Here is a 20,087-nt window from a genome sequence, read left to right as displayed (position 1 = left end):
GTACCGTTCGCCCTGAGCGAAGTCGAGAAGCGGCAAGCGGGGTGCCAGCGTTTCTCGACTTCGCTCGAAACGAACGGAGGGGGTTACTTCCCCTCCAGCATCTCGATCATGAGGGAGAAGTCGCGCCCGGCTTCGCCTTGGTTGGCGAGGAGTTGGTAGAGCGATTCCGCCACGTTGCCCATGGGGACGGATGCCCCAACCGAGGCGGCGGCTTCGGTGGCGAGTTTCAAGTCCTTGAGCATCAGGCCGACGGCGAAACCGCCCTGATAGCCATTGTCGGATGGCGATTGCGGGCCGACGCCGGGGACCGGGCAGTAGCTGGTCATCGACCAGCTTTGGCCCGACGAGACGCTGGAGATGTCGTAGAAGGTCTGGGGATCGAGGCCCAGCTTCTTGGCCATGGCGAAGCTCTCGCAGGTGGCGACCATCGTCGCGCCGAGCAGCATATTGTTGCAGATTTTGGCCGCCTGGCCATTGCCTGCGCCGCCCGCGTGGATGACCGCCTTGCCCATGGCCGAGAGGATCGGCTTGGCCCGTTCGAAGGCGGCGTCGGTGCCGCCGACCATGAAGGTCAAAGTCCCGCCATTGGCCGCCGCGATGCCGCCGGAGACGGGGGCGTCGACCATGTCGAAGCCTCTGTCGGTCGCGGCGTCGATGACGCGGCGGGCGGTGGCGACGTCGATGGTCGAGCAATCGAGGAACAAGGCACCGGGGCTGGCCGCGCCATAGACTTCGCCCGAATAAACGCTTTCGACATGCTTGCCGGCGGGCAGCATGGTGACGACGGCGTCGGCATCGGTCGCGGCGTCGGCGGCGCTGCTGGCGCGGATGGCGCCCAAGGCTTCCGCCTTGGCCATTGCTTCTTCCGACAGGTCGAAGGCGCGGACGGCATAGCCGTGCTTGAGCAGATTGGCGGCCATGCCGCCGCCCATATTGCCGAGTCCGATGAAGGCGATGGTCTGGGTCATGATGCTCTTCTCTCCTGCTTAACTTCGCATATTTCCCGTAAAAACGGACATATTCGTGCGCGGCCCTGATCCTATCGGAAAGCGGGCGGCGTGGGGCAGGCAGCGTGCATCGGGATGATAGCAGGCGCCTGCGGTGTAGGACAGATCAGGTCGCGAGCGCTGGAAGCGGCGTCCATTGCTGGTCGGCGGGGAGGGGCACGAAAATCGCATCGATCATCGCTTCGCTGACCTCTTCCAGTGTGGCCGGGTTCCATTGCGGCTTGTTGTCCTTGTCGAAGATCAGCGCGCGCACGCCCTCGACGAAATCGGGGCGACGGATGATCGCGCAGGCGAGGCCATATTCCATCGCCATGTTGGATGCGAAATTGGGCTGGGCCGCGCCCTCGATCAGTTGGCGCAGGGCGACCTTGATCGTCTGGGGCGATTTGGTGGCCAGGGTAGCGCGCTGCTTGGTCGCCCATTCGCCACCGTCCGCGTCGAGCGCGGCGACGATCTCCTCCGCCTTGTCCGAGGCGAAGAGGCGGTCGATGTCGGGGCGGGCGGCTTCGAGTTTGGAGGGTGGGGGCGTTTGCGTGGCGGCGTCGAGGATGGTCGCGAGATTGGCGGGGTCGGCGAGGATGCGGGCCTTGACGTCATCTACTGTTTCGGATGGCATATAGTGGGTGGCGATGCCGCTGGCGGCGCAATCGGCGCCGTCGATCCGCGCGCCGGTCGCCGCCAGCCATGCGCCGACCCGGCCGGGCAGGCGGGGGAGATACCAGCCGCCGCCGACATCGGGAAAGAGGCCGATGCCGGTTTCGGGCATGGCGAAGGTCGTGCGTTCGGTCGCGACGCGGTAGCGGGCGGGGAGGGAGATGCCCACGCCCCCGCCCATGACGATGCCGTCGATGAAGGCGACGATCGGCTTGTCATAGACGAACAGCAGATGGTTCATTTGATATTCGTGGTGGAAGAAGCGTTCGGCTTCTACGCAGTCCGTTTTGGCGCTGTTGGCGATGAGCGCTATGTCGCCGCCCGCGCAGAAGCCGCGCCCTTCGCTGTGGTCGATCATCACGGCGGTTACGCTGTCGTCGCTGCGCCAGGCGAGTAGCGCGGTGTTGATCGCGTCGCACATGGCTGGCGTCAGGGCGTGGATTGCCTTGGGGCGATTGAGGCGGATGCGGCCGATAGTGTTTTCGATGAAGGTCAGGACTTGGTCGGTCATATATCTCTCCTTCCTCTCCCCGGCGGGGAGAGGATACGAAGCCTTGGCGCCGTACGCGCCTAGGCGAAGTTGGAGAGGGGGCCGCGCGGGCGCATCCCCCTCTCCCAGCTACGACTAGGCAGCACGCTGCCAAGTCTTCGCAACCCTCTCCCCCATGGGGAGAGGGGGGTAGTCAGTCCCGCAACATGTCCCGCGCGATGATCATGCGCATGACCTGGTTGGTGCCTTCGAGGATGGAGTGGACGCGCAGGTCGCGCCAGAAGCGTTCGACGGGATAGTCCATCAGATAGCCATAGCCGCCATGGAGTTGCAGCGCGCGGTCGACAACGGAGGAGCCGGTGTCGGTGGCGAAGCGCTTGGCCATGGCGGCGAAGCGTGTCTTGTCCGGGGCATTGTCGGTCACCTTGACGGCGGCGGCGTATAGGAGCGTGCGGGCGGCCTGCAACTCGGTCTCCATGTCGGCCAGCATGAACTGGGTGTTCTGGAAATCGGCGATGGATTGGCCGAATTGCTTGCGGTCCTTGGTATATTGGACCGCTTCGTCGATGCAGCGTTGCGCGCCGCCAAGCGAGCAAGCGCCGATATTGAGGCGGCCGCCGTCGAGGCCCGCCATGGCGATGGCAAAGCCCTGTCCTTCGGCGCCGACGAGATTGGCGACGGGGACGCGGACGGCGTCGAAATTGACCTGGGCGGTGGGTTGGCTGTGCCAGCCGAGCTTGCGCTCCTGCGCGCCGAAGCTGACGCCGGGCATGTCCTTGTCGATGACGAGGCAGCTAATGCCCTTTGGCCCTTCCTGGCCGGTGCGGACCATGACGAGATAGACTTCATTCTCGCCGCCGCCGGAGATGAATTGCTTGGAGCCGGTGACGACATAATGGTCGCCATCCTTGACCGCCTTGGTCTTGAGGCTGGCCGCGTCCGAGCCTGCGCCCGCTTCGGTCAGGCAATAGCTGGCGATGCGGGCCATGGGGATGAGGTCGGGGAGATAGGCGGCTTTGAGCGCGTCGCTGCCATAGCTGTCGATCATCCACGCGGCCATATTGTGGATCGAGATGAAGGCGCTGGTGGAGGGGCAGCCATAGGCCATGGCTTCCATGATGAGCGCGGCTTCGAGGCGGCCAAGGCCGATACCGCCGGAGCCTTCAGAGACGTAGATGCCGCCAAAGCCCAGTTCCGCCGCCGCGCGGATCGTGTCGCGGGGGAAGATGTGTTTTTCGTCCCACTCGGCGGCGTGCGGGGTGATCGCGTCGGCGGTGAAGCGGCGCGCGAGCTCCTGGATTTCGCGTTGGTCGTCGGTGAGGTCGAATTGGTTGGTCATTGCCTTACCCTAAATTGGCGTCATGCCGGACTTGATCCGGCATCCATTGGCGCTTCATATGATCATCATGTCCAACCAGCCCTGTGTCTACATCCTTGCAAGCGGTCGGCATGCTACGCTGTATATTGGTGTTACAGGGCATTTGTTCGAGCGTATCCATCAACATCGCACCGGCGTATTCGATGGTTTTACGCGGCGATACGGGGTCCAGCGGTTGGTATGGTTCGAACATCAGGCCGATTTCCCCACTGCGATCGCGCTTGAGAAGAAGCTCAAGAGATGGCGACGGGAGTGGAAGGTGGCGCTCATCGAAAAGGATAATCCCTTTTGGGAGGATCGAGCCATGGTGTTGGGTTTGCCGCCTCTGGATCAAGCGTAGAGCCAATGGATGCCGGATCAAGTCCGGCATGACGGCAGAGTGGGGGGATGCGTTGTCGCTCCCCCCATCCCATCACCCCATGGTTGGGATGACGAAGGCATTCGCCGCATCGCCTACTCCGCCGTCGGGCCAGCGCTGGGTGATGGTCTTGACCTTGGTCCAGAATTTCACGCCTTCCATGCCGTGCTGGTTGGTATCGCCGAAGGCCGAGCGTTTCCAGCCGCCGAAAGTGTGATAGGCGACCGGGACCGGGATGGGCACGTTGATGCCGACCATGCCGACATCGACGCGGGCGGCAAATTCGCGGGCGGCGTGGCCGTTGCGGGTGAAGATGGCGACGCCATTGCCATATTGATGCTGGCTGGGGAGAGCGACGGCTTCTTCGAAACTGTCGGCGCGGACCATCTGGAGGACGGGGCCGAAAATCTCTTCCTTGTAGGCGCTCATGCCGGTGGTGACATGGTCGAACAAGGTGGGGCCGACGAAGAAGCCTTCCTCATGGCCTTGCAGGGTGAAGCCGCGGCCATCGACCACCAGTTCCGCGCCTTCATCGACGCCGGTCTGAATCCAGTTTTCGATTTTCTGCTTGTGCGCGGCGGTCACGACCGGGCCATAATGGGCTTCGGCATCGGTGGAGACGCCGACGCGCAGGGCTTCGATCGCGGGGATCAGTTTTTCGCGCAGGGCAATAGCGGTCTTTTCGCCGACCGGCACGACGACCGGGAGGGCCATGCAGCGTTCGCCGGCCGAGCCGAAGGCGGCACCGGACAGGTCGTTGACGACCTGGTCGAGATCCGCGTCGGGCATGACGATGCCGTGATTTTTCGCGCCGCCCATCGCCTGGACGCGCTTTCCGGCGGCGACGCCGCGATTATAGACATAATGGGCGATGTCGGACGAGCCGACGAAGCTGACGCCCTTGATGTCCGGGTGGTCGAGGATGGCGTCGACCATTTCCTTGTCGCCCTGAACGACTTGCAGGATGCCGTCCGGCAGGCCCGCTTCGCTGAACAGTTCGGCGAGGCGGACAGGGACCGAGGGGTCACGCTCGGAGGGCTTGAGGATGAAGGCGTTGCCGGTCGCGATGGCGACGCCCGACATCCACAGCGGGATCATGCCGGGGAAGTTGAAGGGGGTGATGCCCGCGCCAATGCCGATCGGCTGGCGGAAGCTGTAGACGTCGATGCCCGGCCCTGCGCCTTGGGTATATTCGCCCTTGAGGACGTGGGGGATGCCGCAGCAAAATTCGATGACTTCGAGGCCGCGCTGAATATCGCCCTTGGAGTCCGCGATGACCTTGCCATGTTCGGAACTGAGCAGGTGGGCCAGCTCGTTCATATTCGCTTCGACCAGCGCCTTGAAATTGAACATGACGCGGGCGCGGCGCTGCGGGTTGACGGCGGCCCAGGCGGGCTGCGCTTTCTTGGCAGCCGCGACGGCGAGGTCGAGCAGGGCGGCATCGCCCAGCGCCACGCGGGCCTGGACGCCGCCATTATTGGGATCGAACACGTCGCTATAGCGTGTCGCTGGCGCGTCATGGGTGAAGGCGAGCTTGTGCGAAATCTCACGCATGGAAGGCATCCTCTCAAATTGTTGCCGCCTTCTAGGCTTCTTGCGTTATTGCAAGCAATGGGGAAGTTATGCATGGGTGGCCTGCAATTTTGCAGGGGTGGGGCGGCATGTTCGATTGGGATGACCTGCGCGTGTTTCTGGCCGTGGCGCGGGCGCGCAAGGTGGCACCGGCGGCGCGGGCGCTGGGGATCGACGCGACCACGATCGCGCGGCGGCTGGCGCGGTTGGAAAAGGCGCTGGATGCCGAATTGTTCGAAATGGGTGCGGGCGAGCGGAGCCTGACGGTGCGCGGGCAGGAGTTGCTGGGCCATGCCGAGGCGGCCGAGAGCGCGGCGCTGGCGGCGGTCGAGGAGATGCGCGGGCAGGAGCGCACGCTGGCGGGGCAAGTGCGGCTGTCGGTGGCGGAAGGGTTCGGCACCTGGGTCTTGGCGCCGGGGATGGGCGATTTCAACCGGCGGCATCCGGGCATAAGGCTGGACCTGATCACGGCGTCGGGTTTCCTCAATCCGTCCAAGCGCGAGGCGGACATGGCGGTGATGCTGGCGCGGCCGCAGCGCGGGCGATTGATGGTGCGGCGGCTGGGGGATTATCGGCTGCATCTTTATGCCTCGCCCGACTATCTGGCGCGGGCGGGGCGGCCGGATACGCCCGCTGACCTGCGCGGGCATACGCTGATCGGCTATGTGCCGGAGTTCATCTTTTCGCCGGAACTGGATTATCTGGACGAGGTCGAGGCGGGGCTGGAGGCGCATTTGCGATCGACCAGCATCATCATGCAGCAGCGAATGATCGCGGAAGGCGCGGGGATCGGCGTGTTGCCGGACTTTATCGGGCGGCGTGACGCGGCGCTGGTGCCGTTGATGGCCGAGCGGGTGGAGATTACGCGCAGCTTCTGGCTGGTCATGCATGGCGACCTGCGCAAACTGGCGCGGATCGCGGCGGTGGCTGATTGGCTGCAAGAACGCATCGAAACGCTAAAGCCAATCGACGGGACGGCTCCGGCTCGCTAAGGGAGTCGCGATGGATAGAGAGCGGTCGTATTTCGCCCATGCAGCATAAGCCCAAGCGCAGCCGGGCGATCGCTCTTCCGAGCGGGGAATTTCGCGCCCGCGCCACCGAATATCTCGATTTCCTGGCCGCCTGGGTCCAGAAGCCGCGCCAGACCGCCTCGGTGGTGCCGTCGAGCCGCTATCTTGCACGGTTGATGGTGGCGCAGATCGACCCCGCCGATGGCCGGGTGCTGGAGTTGGGCGGGGGAACGGGCGTGTTCACGCGCGCCATTCTGAAGACTGGCCTGCCGCCCGAAAAGCTGGAGGTGGTGGAGATCAACCCTGCCTTTGCGCGCGGATTGCGGCGGCATTTTCCGCAGGTATCCGTGCTGGAAACCCCGGCGCAGATCGTGTCGACCGCGACGACGGGCGAACCGGGCGATTATCAGGTGGTGGTGAGCGGGCTGCCGCTGCTGGCGATGGACCGCTATATGCATCACGACATATTGTCCGAATCTTTCCGCATGTTGCAGCCGGGGGGCAGCTTCGTGCAGTTCACTTATTCGATGCGGCACCCGGTTAATCGGGAGGTTATCGAGGCGCTGGGGCTGGATGTAGTGCGTGTCGGCCAGACTGTGCGCAATTTCCCGCCTGCAACGGTCTTTCGGTTCACGCGACGGGGCGAATAGGTTGCGTTTGGCAATCTTGTCCCTATCTTTGCCGCACTGCAAAAAGGGGCTGAGCCATTCATGGCATCCATCATTGAGATTGAAGGCCTGACCAAACGCTATGCGTCAGGCTTCGAGGCGCTCAAGGGCGTTGACCTGACCATCGAGGAAGGCGAGATTTTCGCGCTGCTGGGGCCGAACGGCGCGGGCAAGACGACGATGATTTCGATCATCTGCGGCATTGCGCGCGCGACGGGCGGCAGCGTGACGGTGGCCGGGCATGACATTGTGCGCGACTATCGCGGGGCGCGGTCGGCGATCGGGCTGGTGCCGCAGGAATTGTCCACCGACCAGTTCGAACGGGTGATCGACACGGTGACGTTCAGCCGCGGGCTGTTCGGCAAGCCGCGCAACCCGGCGCATATCGAAAAGGTGCTGCGCGACCTGTCGCTGTGGGACAAGCGCAACAGCAAGATATTGGAATTGTCGGGCGGCATGAAGCGCCGGGTGATGATCGCCAAGGCGCTGAGCCATGAGCCGCGCGTGTTGTTTCTGGACGAGCCGACGGCGGGCGTGGACGTCGAGTTGCGGCGCGACATGTGGACGCTGATCGGCGAATTGCGCCAGACCGGCGTCACCATCATCCTGACCACCCATTATATCGAGGAGGCCGAAGAAATGGCCGACCGGGTGGGGGTGATCAACCGCGGCGAGCTGATGCTGGTCGAGGACAAGGTCGCGCTGATGAAGAAGCTGGGCAAGAAGACGCTGAGCGTCGTGCTGGCCGAGCCGCTGACCACCGTGCCCGGCGAATTGGCCGAGTGGGACGTGACGCTGAAAGATGATGGCCATGAGATCGAATATATTTTCGATACGACGGCGGAGCGGACCGGGGTGTCGTCGTTGCTGCGGCGGTTGGGTGACCTGGGCATCGCCTACAAGGATCTCAATACGCGGCAGAGCAGCCTGGAGGATATCTTCGTGAGCCTGGTTCATCAGGAGAAGGCAGCGTGATGCTCCAGAATTTGCGCGCCATTGCGGCGATCTACCTGTTCGAATTGCACCGATTTCGGCGCACGTTGATGACCGGCCTGCTGGTGCCGGTGATCACGACATCGCTCTATTTCGTGGTGTTCGGCGGGGCGATCGGGTCGCGGATGACGGAGGTGGACGGAATCCCCTATGCCGCCTTCATCGTGCCGGGCCTCATCATGATGTCGATGTTCACCGAGAGCATCTTCAATGCGAGTTTCGGCATCTATATGCCCAAATTCACCGGCACCATTTATGAATTGCTGTCGGCCCCGGTGTCGGCGACCGAGACGATCATCGCCTATGTCGGCGCGGCAGCGACCAAGTCGCTGATCGTCGGCAGCATCATCTTCCTGACCGCGCATCTGTTCGTCGATGTGCAGGTGGCGCATCCCTTTGCGATGGCGGGTTTCATGGTGCTGATCGCGATCAGCTTCTGCCTGTTCGGTTTCATTCTGGGCGTATGGGCGCAGAGTTTCGAGCAGTTGCAGGTGATCCCGATGCTGCTGATCATGCCGATGACGTTTCTGGGCGGGGCCTTTTATTCGGTGCAGATGCTGGCCGAGCCGTGGCGGACGATCACCTTCTTCAACCCGATCGTCTATCTGATCTCCGGCTTCCGCTGGACCTTCTTTGGCCAGGGGGATGTGGGGATCGAGTTCAGCCTCTTGTTCGTCGCAGGGATGCTGGCGGTGTGTATTGCTATCATCGCGTGGATGTTTCGGACGGGGTATCGGTTGAAGAAGTGAGGGGGCCGTAACGGTCGCCGATGCCGACTGAGCGAAGAGAAGGGGCTTCGACTTCGCTCAGCCTAGCCCTTCGACAGGCTCAGGGCGAACGGGGTTTATACGGCAAAGCTGCCGATCAGGCGGCGGCGCTTTCCGGGGCTACGGCGAACAGGGTGACGTTGCGATATTTGTCGTCATTCTGGTCGTAGAGGCCGTGCATCGCCTCGAATTGCTCGTCCAGCACCTTGAGGTCGGACAGGCCGACCAGCTTGAAGGTGCCGAGCTTGAGCTCGCGCGGGGGGGTGCCGTCGCGATCGACGGTCACGGCGTCGATGAACAATTCGTCATGGCGCGTGTAGAGGATGTGCGGGGCCAGGGTGACGACCATCTTGTTATAGGTCACCTTAAGGCACTTCTGGAGCGCGATCGCTTCAAAAATCTCGGTCGGGGCTTGCATGATGTCCGATTCATGACTGATTTTGCCGATTCTTTCAATTGCTTTGTGCGCCGCACCATGGACGCGCAACGCAATCAGGCCGGGACGAGGCCGAGCCGTTCGCGTAAGGACCAGCGGATGACCAGCATGACGGCCACAACGCCAAGGCCGCTGGCGAGGCCCAGCCAGATGCCGAGACCGTCCATGCCGAGCGGGAAGGCAAGCAGGCTGCCGACGCCGATCCCCACCACCCAATAGCCGATGAGCGCGAAGATCATCGGGATGGTCGTGTCCTGCAACCCGCGCAGCACGCCCGCGCCAACGGCCTGCGCGGCATCGACAAGCTGAAACAGGGCCGCGATGGCGAGGAAGCTGACGGCGAGGCTGATGGTCCGGGCATTGGCCGGGTTGTCGAGGTCGAGGAACACGGATACCAGGGTGCGGGGCATCAGGATGAGGGCGGCGGCAGCGGCGGCGGCAAAGCCCGTGCCCAGGATCAGCGCCAGCCAGCCGGCGCGGCCGATCCCGGCGCGATCATGCCGCCCATGGGCGATGCCGACGCGCACGGTGGCGGCCTGGCCTATGCCCATCGGCACCATGAAAACGAGCGCCGCGATCTGGATCGCGACCGCATGGGCGGCGAGCGAATCGCGGTCGATCAGCCCCATGAGCAGCGCCGAGGCGTTGAACACGGTGGTTTCAAAGCCGAGCGTGATCGCGATCGGCAGGCCGAGCGCCCATACCTGCCGCTGCCGCTCGCGGTCGCGCGTCCAGAAGCGACCGAGGATGCGATAGCGGCGGAAGCGCCGGTCGATGAGGATGACGCCGAGCAGGCCGAAGAAGAGGAAGGCCGATGAGATGGTGCCGGCCAGCCCGGCGCCGAAGAGGCCGAGCGGCGGAAAGCCGAGATGGCCGAAGATCAGCGCCCAGCCAATGAGCAGATTGAAGGGCAGTGCGCATAGCATGATGAGCAGGCCCCAGATCGGTCGTTCCAGCGCAGCGATGAAGGTCCGCAGCGTGGTGAAGCCAAGGAAGGGGAGCAGCGCCCATTGCATGCCGTGCATGAGATGTCCGGCATTGCGCGAGAGGTCGGCATCCTGCCCCATGGCGAGCAATATCGCCTCGCACTGCCACAGGATAACCCATGCGGGGAGGACGAAGAAGAGGGCGGCGCGCAGCGTCTGCTGAACGGTGCGGCGGACGTCGCGCACGGAATGGCGGCGGCGGCCGCGCTCGCTGGCGATGAGCGGCGAGGCGGCGGTGACAAGGCCCATGCCGAACAGCAGGAAGGCGTGGAACAGGTTGATGGCGAGCGCGCCCGCTGCGACGGCCTCTGCGCCGAGGCGGCCGAGCAGCAGCAGGTCGGTCGCGGCGATCGCCGACCAAGCGATATTGCCCGCGATCATCGGCAGCGCGAGGATTATGAGCGCGGTGGCTTCGATGCGCCAGGGGGAGGGGTGGGTCACGGCCATGGTCCAGAAGATCGGGTGTGCCGTTGCGCCCTGGGCTCCTGCTTGCGCAGGAGCACGGACCGTTTGGCTTAGTGCTTTTTCTTGAACAGATGCAGGACGGCGACGATGATGGCGCCGATTATGAGGCCGACAATGCCTGCGCCGATCGCATTGACCACCCAATCGACCACGGGGCCGATGGCGGGCAGGGCCTGCGCCGCGCTCTGCGCTACATGATGGATCGTGCCGGGGATCAGGTCGAAGTGAAATTCGTGCAGGCCGTGGACGATGAGGCCACCGCCGACCCACAGCATCGCGGCGGTGCCGACGACGCTCAATATCTTCATGAGGATCGGCATCGCCTTGACGAGGCCACGGCCGATTGCGCGGGTGACATAGGAGGCGCGCTGGGCGAGGTGGAGGCCGATATCGTCCATCTTCACGATCAGCCCGACGACGCCATAGACGCCCGCCGTGATGGCGATGGCGACGACGACCAGGACGATCGCCTGCTCCCAGATGGGCTTGTCGGCCACTGTGCCGAGCGAGATGGCCATGATCTCACCCGACAGGATGAAATCGGTGCGGATCGCGCTTGATACTTTCTGATTTTCAAGATCAGTGGAATTGAGGGTCGCCAGTGCTTCTTCGACAACGTCATGACCACCCTGGAACGCCTCCAGCAGTTTTTCCGCCGCTTCGAAACAGAGGAAAGCGCCGCCTACCATGAGCAGGGGCGGCAATAGCCATGGTGCCAGGGCGCTGATGAGCAAAGCTGCGGGTAGAAGGAAGAGCAGTTTGTTGCGGAGCGACCCCTTGGCGATCCGCCAGATGATCGGCAACTCGCGCTCCGGGCTGAGGCCCATGACATAATTGGGCGTCACGGCGGTGTCGTCTATCACCACGCCCGCCGCCTTCGTGCCCGCCTTGCCCGCTGCGGCGGCGACGTCGTCCAAAGATGTCGCGGCGAGGCGAGCAATGCCCGCGACATCGTCGAGCAGCGCAATCAGACCCGAAGGCATGGACGGTTATTCCCCTATTATGGGCGAAAATCGGCCGCCCCTTGCGCGCGCTTCATAGAGGCCGGGCGACTGGGGAGCAATGGCGTGTATAGGTTAGTAATTGCCCGGCGGGTCGCTGGCGGGAAAGCTCTGGTCCGACTGTTCATCGACCTTGTCCCAATCCGCCTCTGCAATACCTTCTTGTGGCCCGGCGTCACGTACGATTCCTGACGAGCCGACGGCACCGCGATCATCGGCCACCTTGCCGTCGCCCATCCATGCGCGCCAGCCCTTGAGCGCGATGGCACCGAGGCCGGTGACGATGGCCAGTTTGAACAGACCCTTCATGATTGCTTATCCCCCTCATGATGCATGTGAACCCAATCGGCTTTGTCATGGCCGACGGCGTCGGATGTCAGCCGGATTTCGCCTTCTTCGTCCGAACCACCCGAATCGCTATCGGTTGCGTTTGGCTGCGCCACAGTCCAGCGTTCGCGCAGGGCAGCGTCAATCATCGCTTCCCAGATCGCCGCATCGCCGACGGCGCGCATGGCTTCGTCGGGTTCCTTCATCAACGCAAGGATGCTGGCCGCATCCTGAACGCGGGCGGGCCAGTCGTCGGGTGCGTCCGTGGCGAGATGGCGGGCCAGCTTTTCGATCAGCGCAGGGTTTTCCATGATGGCGCAACGCGCCGCGCGGGGCGGCGTTCCGTGGTGTCAGGATGCCGCCTTACGCACCGGCTTGCGCCTGCGGGCGAGGAAGAAGCGCAGCATTTCGCGCGAGGCGTCGGGACCGGCGGGATCGGTATAGGAGCCTGCGCGCGCACCGCCGGACCAGGCGTGGCTGCTGCCATGGATGGTCCAGTTTTCCAGCATGACGTCGCCCTTCCCATCGCGATGTTCGGTGCGGGTGAAGGCGCGTCCGCCCTCCGACATGCCTTCCTCCGACCGGCTGACCAGCGGGCCGTGGGGCGACCGTTCGAGCAGCGATAGGAAGCCATCGGCGTTGGAGGGATGGACGACGGTGTCGGCGTCGCCGTGGAAGACGATGGTCGGGCGGGGGCGGGGGGTGCGGCCGGTCGGGGCCTCGCTCGTGGCGCGGCCACGCATGGCGGCCAGCGCGCCGCTGACGGTGCTGACGTCGCCACGGGTCAGGGCGGAATGGATACCGACCGCGACGAACAGTTCGGGATAGGCCTGGCCGATGATGGCGGCTGCGACGCCGCCTGCGGATATGCCCGCAATATAGACGCGCGTGGGGTCGGCGCGGGCCAACGCGATGGCGTGGCGGGTCAGCCCGGCGATCAGGGCTGGTTCGCCTTTGCCGCGCAGTTGGTCTCCGGGGCGGTGCCAGTTCCAGCAGCGGGCCATATTGGCCGACCGGGATTGTTCGGGATAGAGCATGATGACGCCGCGTTCGTCGGCGAGTTGGTTCATGCCGGTGCCGGTCGCGAAATCGCCCGCCGATTGGGAACAGCCATGCAGCATCACGACGATCGGCATGCGGCGGCGCGCGGAGCCGGTCGGCGTGTAGAGCTTGTAGCGGATCGTGCCATGCTTGCTTTCGAACAGGCCGTCGATGAAGCTGCCGGGCAGGGGCCGGGCGGGCGGCGTCGGCTTGGGCGTTCGCTTGGCGGCGGGTTTGCGCTTGGCGGGCTTGGGCGAAGGGGACAGCGCGCCGTGCATGGCCAGTGCCGCCGAGAGGGGGCGGCCCTTCTGCATGAGTCGTGCGGCCTTCATGGCCGAGGCGAATGGATTTTTCATGGGACGTCCCCTTGGCTGGCGCGCGGTTGCGGGCGAACCACGATGCAAGCCTTAACAGGGAAACGGGCCGCGCGAAACTTTGATCCCGCAGTGCAGCATTTACTTACGCGGCTTGCTCTAACATGTAGTGACCTATCAACAAAAAAGCCGCCCGTTGCGGGGCGGCTTTCTCGTTTGATCGGAAGAGGAGGCTCAGGCGTCTTCGGCCGGGGCTTCGTCTTCAGCCTTGTCCGTGGCGATTTCGCCTGGTTCAGCGTTAGGATCATAGTCTTCGGTGAAGCCGCTCTCGTCCTTTTCGAACAGATCAGCCATCACGTCCACGCCTTGCGACTGGAGATCGGCTTCTTCCGGCGAGCGGGCGACGTTGACCTGGATCGTGGTCACGACTTCAGGGTGCAGCGCAACCTTGACGTCGAACACGCCGAGCGTCTTGATCGGGCGTTCCAGCACGATCATCGACTTGGTCACATTGCTGATGCCCTGCGCGCTGAGCGCTTCGAGGATGTCGCGAACCGCAACCGAACCATAGAGCGCACCAGCGTTGGACGACTGGCGGATCAGGATGATCTGGGTGCCGTTGACACCATCGGCCGCGGCTTCCGCGTCGGCACGACGGGCAGCATTGTCAGCTTCGATCTTGGCGCGGTTGGCCTCGAACACCTTTTTATTGGCGTTGTTGGAGCGCAGCGCCTTCTTGTTCGGCAGCAGGAAGTTACGGGCGTAGCCGTCCTTGACGGTTACGATGTCGCCAATGGCGCCGAGCTTCTCGATGCGTTCGAGCAGAATGATTTCCATGGGGCTTACTCCCTTACTTCACGATGTAGGGCAGCAGGCCCAGATGACGGGCGCGCTTGATGGCCTGGGACAGTTCGCGCTGCTTCTTGGCCGAAACGGCCGTGATGCGGCTGGGAACGATCTTGCCGCGCTCGGACACGAAGCCCTGGAGCAGACGGACGTCCTTATAATCAATCTTCGGCGCATCCTTCGCGGCGAAGGGGCAGCTCTTGCGGCGGCGGAAAAATGGGCGTGCCATGGTTCAGGTCTCCTTATTCGCCAGCGGTTTCGTCGCGGTCGCGGCGCGGGCCACGATCACCACGGTCTTCGCGCGGGCCACGATCGCCCCGGTCGCCACGGGGACCGCGATCACCACGTTCCGAACGCTCCTGCTTGCGCATCATGACCGACGGGCCACCTTCCAGCTCATCGACCTTGACGGTCATGTAGCGGATGATGTCTTCGTTGATCTGGGTCTGGCGCTCCAGCTCCGCGATCACATTGCCCGGCGCGTCGATGTTCAGCATGACGTAGTGCGCCTTGCGGTTCTTCGCGATCTTGTAGGCGAGCGAACGCAGGCCCCAGGTCTCGACCTTGGTGACTTTGCCTTCATTCTCTTCGACGATCTTGGTGGCGATTTCCGCCAGCGCGTCCACCTGCGCCTGTGCCAGATCCTGGCGCGCAAGGAACACATGCTCGTACAGAGCCATGATAATGCCTTTTCTGTTGGCCGATTGCTGACGCGCACCCCATGTGCAGCGCCCCTCCGGCTGTCGTCTCGTTCCGTATCTTCGCACTAGAGCGAGTCACCCCGGTCCGTCGCGAAGGCGGGCCTATGGCTGAAATGCGGGGGAAAGGCAAGGGGCTCGCGTGGCTATGTGATCCGACAGACTTGCCAGCGCAGACTGAATATAGATAGTGCGCGACCATCGCAAAGCGTTCCCCGGCGAAGGCCGGGGTCCAGTTGTTACGTTCGGACTGGACCCCGGCCTTCGCCGGGGAACAGAAACAAGACGCCTGGCGGTGTTGAGGAGCAGGAGAGTATATGGCCGTTGCGATTGCCGCCTTGTCACTGATCCTGCTGATGATCGCGGCCTATCGGGGGATGAGTGTCATCATCATGGCGCCGTTGCTGGCGATGCTGGCGGTGTTCCTGACTGATCCGGCCGCTGTGCCTGCTGCTTTTTCCGGCCTGTTCATGGAGAAGGTGGCGAGTTTCCTGAAACTCTATTTCCCTGTGTTTCTGCTGGGCGCGCTGTTTGGCAAGCTGGTCGAGATTTCGGGCTTTTCCCGCGCGATCGTGACGGCGGTGATCGGCGTGGTGGGCGCGGGGCGGGCGATACCGGCGATCATGCTGGTGACGGCATTGCTGACCTATGGCGGGGTGTCGGTGTTCGTCGCGGTGTTCGCTGTCTATCCGTTTGCCGCTGAGATGTTTCGCCGGGCCGACATTCCCAAGCGGTTGGTGCCCGCGACCATCGGCCTTGGCGCGATCACCTTCACCATGGATGCGCTGCCCGGCACGCCGCAAATCCAGAATATCATTCCGACGAGCTTCTTTGGCACGACGACCTGGGCCGCGCCGGTGTTGGGGACGATCGGGTCGGTCTGTATCGCGGCGATGGGGCTGGCCTATCTTGGCTGGCGGCGAAGGACGCTGATGGCGGCAGGCGAGGGCTATGGTGCGCCCGAAACGCTGGTCAACGAGCCGGAGCCAGTGGAGGACGCCACCCCGGTACATTCGCTGATCGCGCTGCTGCCGCTCCTGGTGGTGGGGGTCGGCAATTTGTTGCTGACGATGGCGATTCCGCGCTGGGTGAGCGACGATGTCGTCACCTTGTCGCTGGTGGGGATGGCCGCGCCGGTGGAGGTGCAGGTGGCGCAGGTGTCCGCGCTGTGGGCGGTGGAGGGCGCATTGCTGCTCGGCATTGCGACGATCCTGATATTCGCCTTCCGCACCGTGGCGAAACGCTTTGCCGAAGGGTCGAAGGCGGCGGTGGGTGGCGCTTTGCTGGCGGGGATGAATACGGCGGTGGAATATGGGTTCGGCGCGGTGATCGCGGCGCTGCCGGGTTTCCTGGTCGTCAAGGAAGCGCTCAAGGCGATTCCCAATCCGTTGATCAACGAGGCGATCACGGTGACGTCGCTCGCCGGGATCACCGGATCGGCTTCGGGTGGCCTGTCGATCGCGCTGGCCGCCATGGCGGACCAGTTCATGATGGCGGGCGACGCGGCGGGCATCCCGCGCGAAGTGCTGCACCGGGTGGCGTCGATGGCGTCGGGGGGTATGGACAGCCTGCCGCACAATGGCGCGGTCATTACCCTGCTGGCGGTGACGGGGCTGACCCATCGGCAGGCCTATAAGGATATTTTCGCGCTGACGCTTATCAAGACGCTGACCGTCTTTGTCGTGATCGCGGTCTATTATCTGACCGGGATGGTCTGATCCCTTATCGGGCGGCCGAGCGGTGCAGGTCCGCCGAGCCGATGAAATGGGCGCGGGTCGAGGGACCGGCCCGTTCGAGCAAGGCGGCCACCTTGTCCTTCAGGCTGTTCGACGGCCGGGCGGGGTCGTCATAGGCCATTGTCCATTGGCCAAATTCGCGTGTCTCGATCGTGCCTTCGCGCAGCTTGACGACGGCGCGGTGGCGGGGGTCGTCATAGATGCGGGCGAAGATGCGTTCGACCGCATCCCTTGGCCCTTCCAGCACCTGGAGGAAGCGGCGCGAGTTGAACAGCAGGAGGCCGGTCACATCGTCGCGCTGGTTGTTGACTGCGGAGAGTTGCGCGACTTCAGCGCATTCCTGCGGCGTGACCGTGCCGACGACGGTGCTGATATACATGATCTGATGCAGTGACATGGACTTTCCCGGTTCGGCCCCTGTGCCCAATATAGGGAAAACCCCTTAATATGCGGTATTTAACCTGGATCAGGCATGAAGATGCCCCAGGGGGGAGAGAGAACCCCTGGGGCATCCATGCGACCCTCCGGCTTTCGGGAGGTATCTGGTTTAGCGGATCGCGCCGCCGATGACTGCGCCGATGATGCCGCTGGTGAGGGCGATCAGCACCGCGTCGTTACCCGACTGGACCCACTGATAGCCACGCGGCGGGGCGTTCAGGCGATAGCCGCTATAATTGTTGATCACCCGATAGTTGGTGGCCTGGCGACGGTCGAAACGCTGACCCTTGGCCCAGCGATGATTGGCCACGGCATTGCGGTTCGGTTGATAGGCGTTGCCGCGATAGACGACATTGCCGTTGTTGCGCACACCGGGCTTGTTCACGACGGTCTTTTGCTTGACCACGGTGCGGCCGTTGGGCTGTTGCTTGACGACTGTGCGGGTCTGCTGCTGGCGGTGCTGCGGGCCGTAGCTCTGGGCCTGGGCCTGCGCGCTGATGATGGGGCTGGCGACCAGGGTTGTGGTGGCCAGGGCCATGATGATCTTCTTGAACATGTGCTTGCTCCTTTGCCTTTGTTTCGGGCGCCCTCTGCGGCGTCGAGAACAGAGATAGGCCGCGCTTGTCGCGAGGATGTGCCAGGAAGAGGCGAAGATGTCGGAAATTGTATCAAGCGGGTGTTTTGGCTGAATGGCTGTTCAGGAAAGGCGAGATTTCAGGGGTTTGGGCGCTAGATGGATAGCCGGACACCCCTCCGTCTGGCTGCGCCAGCCACCTCCCCCGCAGGGGGAGGATGAACTGTCTGCTATTCGTGGCGCAGGGCGTCGATGGGGTTGAGGGCTGCTGCTCGCCGTGCCGGGAAATAGCCGAACACGACGCCGATTGCCGCAGAGAAGAGGAAGGCGATCAGGTTGACCTTGATGTCGAAGAGGAAGGGCACCTGCATCAGCGGCGCGATGGCGAAAGTGGCAACCAGTGCCAGCAACAGCCCGATAAGGCCGCCGAGGCATGACAGCACGATCGCCTCGACCAGGAACTGCATCAGCACTTCGCGCGCGACGGCGCCGATGGCGAGGCGGATGCCGATTTCGCGGGTCCGCTCGGTCACCGATACCAGCATGATGTTCATGATGCCGATGCCTCCGACCAGCAGCGAGATGGCCGCCACCGCGCCTACGATCTGGGTCAGGATGGTGGTGGTGCCGGTGAGCGTATCGCTGATCTGCTTGGTGTCGAAGACGTTGAAATTATCCTCCGACCCGGCCTTGATCTTGCGCCGTTCGCGCATGAGTTCCTCAAGGCTGGTCTGCACCGCAGCGGTGTCATAGGCGTCGTCGACCGCGACCATGATCTGGCTGATGTCGCGGTTCCCGGTGAAGCGACGCTGCACGAATTTGATCGGCATGACGACGACATCGTCCTGATCGCCAAAGCCGCCCTGTCCGCGCGTCTTGAGCGCGCCGATCACCTGGCAGGAGACGCCCTTGATCCGCATCCGCTGACCCACCGGGTCCGCGCCCTGAAACAGGTTGGTGCGCACGGTATTGCCGATGATGCAGACTGGGCGTCCGGCATCTTCTTCTTCCGGCAGGAACAGGCGGCCGACATCGGTGGTCCATTGCTGGACCTCGGAATAGGCCGATGTGGTGCCATAGACGGTGGTGGACCAGTTATTGCCTTCATAGATGGCGGTGCCGCTCGACTGCACCAGCGGCGCGACGGCGCGCACGCCGGTCAGTTGGTTCTGAATGGCGGTGAGGTCGGCTGTCTTGAAATCGGGCGGGCGGGGGCCGCCGCCGCCGCGACCAAAGCCTTGCCCTGGCCGCAATTGCAGGACGTTGGCACCGAGCGAACTGATCTGCTGGCGCACGGCCGCCGTCGCGCCGTTGCCGAGCGTCACCATGGTCACGACGGCGGAAACGCCGATGATGATGCCCAGCGTGGTGAGGAAACTGCGCAACTTGTGGCGGTTGATCGCGCGGAAGGCGAGGGTGATGGTGGTGCCTAGCATCCGAACTCTCCTCGCCCCTTGGGGGAGAGGAGAGCCAAGCTTGCCAGCTTGCTGGCTAGCGTCGCTTGGAGAGGGGGCAGCGATCCGCCGCGAGGGCCTATCCCCCTCTTCCAACTCCGCCTAAGTCGCTTCGCGCCTAAGGCTGCGTATCCTTCTCCCCCACGGGGAGAAGGCTTGATCGCTATCCCCATCACGCCGTCACCTCATTGTCGATCCGTTCGACCAGACCGTCCTTGAAATGGACGATGGTCCGCGCGAAGGCGGCCATGTCGGGTTCGTGGGTGACCATCAGCACGGTGATGCCGCTGTTCTGATTGAGGTCGGTCAGCAATTCCATGATTTCCACCGATCGTTCCGAATCGAGATTGCCGGTCGGCTCGTCGGCCAGCAGCACGTCGGGGCTGGTGACGATGGCGCGGGCGATGGCGACGCGCTGTTGCTGGCCGCCCGACAGTTCGGCGGGGGTATGGTCCCACCACTGTTTGAGGCCCACCTTGTCGAGCGCTGCCATGCCGAGATCATAGCGCGTCTTCTTGTCCTCGCCGCGATAGATGAGCGGCAGTTCGACATTTTCGAGCGCGGTGGTGCGGGACAGCAGGTTGAAGCCCTGGAATACGAAGCCGAGATAGCGGCGGCGCAGCAGGGCGCGCTGGTCGCGGTCGAGCGTTTCGACATGATGCCCCTTGAACAGGAAGGTGCCTGCCGAGGGCACGTCGAGGCAGCCAAGGATGTTCATCGTCGTCGATTTGCCGGAGCCGGATGGTCCCATCACGGCGACGAAATCGCCCTGTTCGATGTCGAGGTCGATGCCCTTCAATGCCTGAAAGGCGGTCGGGCCTTCGCCATAGACTTTTGTGACTCCGCGCAAGGAGATGATCGGTGCGATCGCCAT

General features: G+C 63.7%; 23 protein-coding genes. 6 read left to right on the top strand and 17 right to left on the bottom strand.

All coding sequences use genetic code 11. The features are described 5' to 3' along the window. Nucleotides 1-83: 83 nt before the first annotated feature. The 3 genes from mmsB to J2W40_RS10680 form a co-directional block, all read right to left on the bottom strand. A complete protein-coding gene (mmsB, locus tag J2W40_RS10690) occupies nt 84-968 on the bottom strand; it encodes a 3-hydroxyisobutyrate dehydrogenase (RefSeq protein ID WP_310224547.1) in 885 nt (294 codons plus the stop codon). Nucleotides 969-1,113: 145 nt separating this feature from the next. Then, complete coding sequence (locus J2W40_RS10685; protein ID WP_310224546.1) at nt 1,114-2,172, bottom strand: enoyl-CoA hydratase/isomerase family protein; 1,059 nt, start codon at nt 2,170-2,172, stop codon at nt 1,114-1,116. Between the two features lie 172 nt (nt 2,173-2,344). Then, nucleotides 2,345-3,490, bottom strand: a complete 1,146-nt coding sequence (locus J2W40_RS10680; protein WP_310224544.1) for an acyl-CoA dehydrogenase family protein — start codon at nt 3,488-3,490, stop codon at nt 2,345-2,347. A gap of 67 nt (nt 3,491-3,557) precedes the next feature. Between J2W40_RS10680 and J2W40_RS10675 the strand changes: the two genes are divergently transcribed. Continuing rightward, nucleotides 3,558-3,869, top strand: coding sequence for a GIY-YIG nuclease family protein (locus J2W40_RS10675; protein WP_310224827.1), 312 nt, complete (start codon nt 3,558-3,560; stop codon nt 3,867-3,869). 72 nt (nt 3,870-3,941) lie between these two features. On the opposite strand, the gene J2W40_RS10670 is transcribed toward J2W40_RS10675, so the two are convergent. Next, entirely contained in the window at nt 3,942-5,441 is a 1,500-nt protein-coding gene (locus J2W40_RS10670; RefSeq protein ID WP_310224542.1) for a CoA-acylating methylmalonate-semialdehyde dehydrogenase, read from the bottom strand. Between the two features lie 107 nt (nt 5,442-5,548). On the opposite strand from J2W40_RS10670, the gene J2W40_RS10665 reads away from it, so the two are divergent. The 4 genes from J2W40_RS10665 to J2W40_RS10650 are packed head-to-tail and all read left to right on the top strand — an operon-like array spanning nt 5,549 to nt 8,879. Next, nucleotides 5,549-6,451 carry a LysR family transcriptional regulator gene (locus J2W40_RS10665; protein WP_310224539.1) on the top strand — a complete coding sequence of 301 codons (903 nt, stop codon included), beginning with the start codon at nt 5,549-5,551 and terminating at the stop codon, nt 6,449-6,451. A 38-nt stretch (nt 6,452-6,489) separates the two neighbouring features. Next, a complete protein-coding gene (locus tag J2W40_RS10660) occupies nt 6,490-7,119 on the top strand; it encodes a class I SAM-dependent methyltransferase (protein ID WP_310224537.1) in 630 nt (209 codons plus the stop codon). A 60-nt stretch (nt 7,120-7,179) separates the two neighbouring features. Beyond that, nucleotides 7,180-8,112 carry an ABC transporter ATP-binding protein gene (locus J2W40_RS10655; RefSeq protein WP_310224535.1) on the top strand — a complete coding sequence of 311 codons (933 nt, stop codon included), beginning with the start codon at nt 7,180-7,182 and terminating at the stop codon, nt 8,110-8,112. Next, nucleotides 8,112-8,879: an ABC transporter permease gene (locus tag J2W40_RS10650; protein ID WP_405053627.1), complete on the top strand. Its 768-nt coding sequence runs from the start codon at nt 8,112-8,114 to the stop codon at nt 8,877-8,879. Before J2W40_RS10655 ends, J2W40_RS10650 begins: the two co-directional genes overlap by 1 nt. A 115-nt stretch (nt 8,880-8,994) precedes the next feature. On the opposite strand, the gene J2W40_RS10645 is transcribed toward J2W40_RS10650, so the two are convergent. The 9 genes from J2W40_RS10645 to rpsF all read right to left on the bottom strand — a co-directional run bounded on the left by J2W40_RS10645 (nt 8,995) and on the right by rpsF (nt 14,993). Beyond that, nucleotides 8,995-9,315, bottom strand: coding sequence for a hypothetical protein (locus tag J2W40_RS10645; protein ID WP_037479154.1), 321 nt, complete (start codon nt 9,313-9,315; stop codon nt 8,995-8,997). 74 nt (nt 9,316-9,389) lie between these two features. Then, nucleotides 9,390-10,766 (bottom strand): MATE family efflux transporter, encoded by a 1,377-nt coding sequence (locus tag J2W40_RS10640; protein WP_310224531.1) that lies wholly within the window; start codon nt 10,764-10,766, stop codon nt 9,390-9,392. Between the two features lie 68 nt (nt 10,767-10,834). Next, entirely contained in the window at nt 10,835-11,767 is a 933-nt protein-coding gene (locus J2W40_RS10635; RefSeq protein ID WP_310224529.1) for a DUF808 domain-containing protein, read from the bottom strand. Between the two features lie 93 nt (nt 11,768-11,860). Beyond that, the gene (locus tag J2W40_RS10630; protein ID WP_310224527.1) at nt 11,861-12,094 is read right to left on the bottom strand and encodes a hypothetical protein; all 234 of its coding nucleotides are present in this window, start codon (nt 12,092-12,094) and stop codon (nt 11,861-11,863) included. Next, nucleotides 12,091-12,423, bottom strand: coding sequence for a hypothetical protein (locus J2W40_RS10625; RefSeq protein WP_310224525.1), 333 nt, complete (start codon nt 12,421-12,423; stop codon nt 12,091-12,093). The genes J2W40_RS10630 and J2W40_RS10625 overlap by 4 nt, the downstream gene beginning before the upstream one ends. A 39-nt stretch (nt 12,424-12,462) precedes the next feature. Then, nucleotides 12,463-13,509, bottom strand: coding sequence for an extracellular catalytic domain type 1 short-chain-length polyhydroxyalkanoate depolymerase (locus tag J2W40_RS10620; protein ID WP_310224522.1), 1,047 nt, complete (start codon nt 13,507-13,509; stop codon nt 12,463-12,465). 192 nt (nt 13,510-13,701) lie between these two features. Further along, nucleotides 13,702-14,304 carry a 50S ribosomal protein L9 gene (gene rplI / locus J2W40_RS10615; protein ID WP_310224520.1) on the bottom strand — a complete coding sequence of 201 codons (603 nt, stop codon included), beginning with the start codon at nt 14,302-14,304 and terminating at the stop codon, nt 13,702-13,704. A 13-nt stretch (nt 14,305-14,317) separates the two neighbouring features. Next, nucleotides 14,318-14,542 carry a 30S ribosomal protein S18 gene (gene rpsR, locus J2W40_RS10610; RefSeq protein WP_006950194.1) on the bottom strand — a complete coding sequence of 75 codons (225 nt, stop codon included), beginning with the start codon at nt 14,540-14,542 and terminating at the stop codon, nt 14,318-14,320. Nucleotides 14,543-14,555: 13 nt separating this feature from the next. Continuing rightward, nucleotides 14,556-14,993, bottom strand: coding sequence for a 30S ribosomal protein S6 (gene rpsF / locus J2W40_RS10605; RefSeq protein WP_310224518.1), 438 nt, complete (start codon nt 14,991-14,993; stop codon nt 14,556-14,558). A 335-nt stretch (nt 14,994-15,328) separates the two neighbouring features. Between rpsF and J2W40_RS10600 the strand changes: the two genes are divergently transcribed. Then, nucleotides 15,329-16,729, top strand: a complete 1,401-nt coding sequence (locus tag J2W40_RS10600; protein ID WP_310224516.1) for a GntP family permease — start codon at nt 15,329-15,331, stop codon at nt 16,727-16,729. A 4-nt stretch (nt 16,730-16,733) separates the two neighbouring features. On the opposite strand, the gene J2W40_RS10595 is transcribed toward J2W40_RS10600, so the two are convergent. The 4 genes from J2W40_RS10595 to J2W40_RS10580 form a co-directional block, all read right to left on the bottom strand. Further along, entirely contained in the window at nt 16,734-17,144 is a 411-nt protein-coding gene (locus J2W40_RS10595; protein ID WP_310224514.1) for a BLUF domain-containing protein, read from the bottom strand. 150 nt (nt 17,145-17,294) lie between these two features. Beyond that, nucleotides 17,295-17,741: an RcnB family protein gene (locus tag J2W40_RS10590; protein WP_310224512.1), complete on the bottom strand. Its 447-nt coding sequence runs from the start codon at nt 17,739-17,741 to the stop codon at nt 17,295-17,297. Between the two features lie 248 nt (nt 17,742-17,989). Then, nucleotides 17,990-19,195 carry an ABC transporter permease gene (locus J2W40_RS10585; protein WP_310224510.1) on the bottom strand — a complete coding sequence of 402 codons (1,206 nt, stop codon included), beginning with the start codon at nt 19,193-19,195 and terminating at the stop codon, nt 17,990-17,992. Nucleotides 19,196-19,385: 190 nt separating this feature from the next. Next, nucleotides 19,386-20,087 (bottom strand): ABC transporter ATP-binding protein, encoded by a 702-nt coding sequence (locus tag J2W40_RS10580; RefSeq protein WP_096062952.1) that lies wholly within the window; start codon nt 20,085-20,087, stop codon nt 19,386-19,388.

Origin of the sequence: Sphingobium xenophagum (genome assembly GCF_031457465.1) — a bacterium.
Taxonomy (GTDB): Bacteria; Pseudomonadota; Alphaproteobacteria; order Sphingomonadales; family Sphingomonadaceae; genus Sphingobium; species Sphingobium xenophagum_A.
The sequence above is the reverse complement of the archived record's forward strand: the minus strand, read 5'-3'. Positions and strand labels throughout refer to the sequence as shown.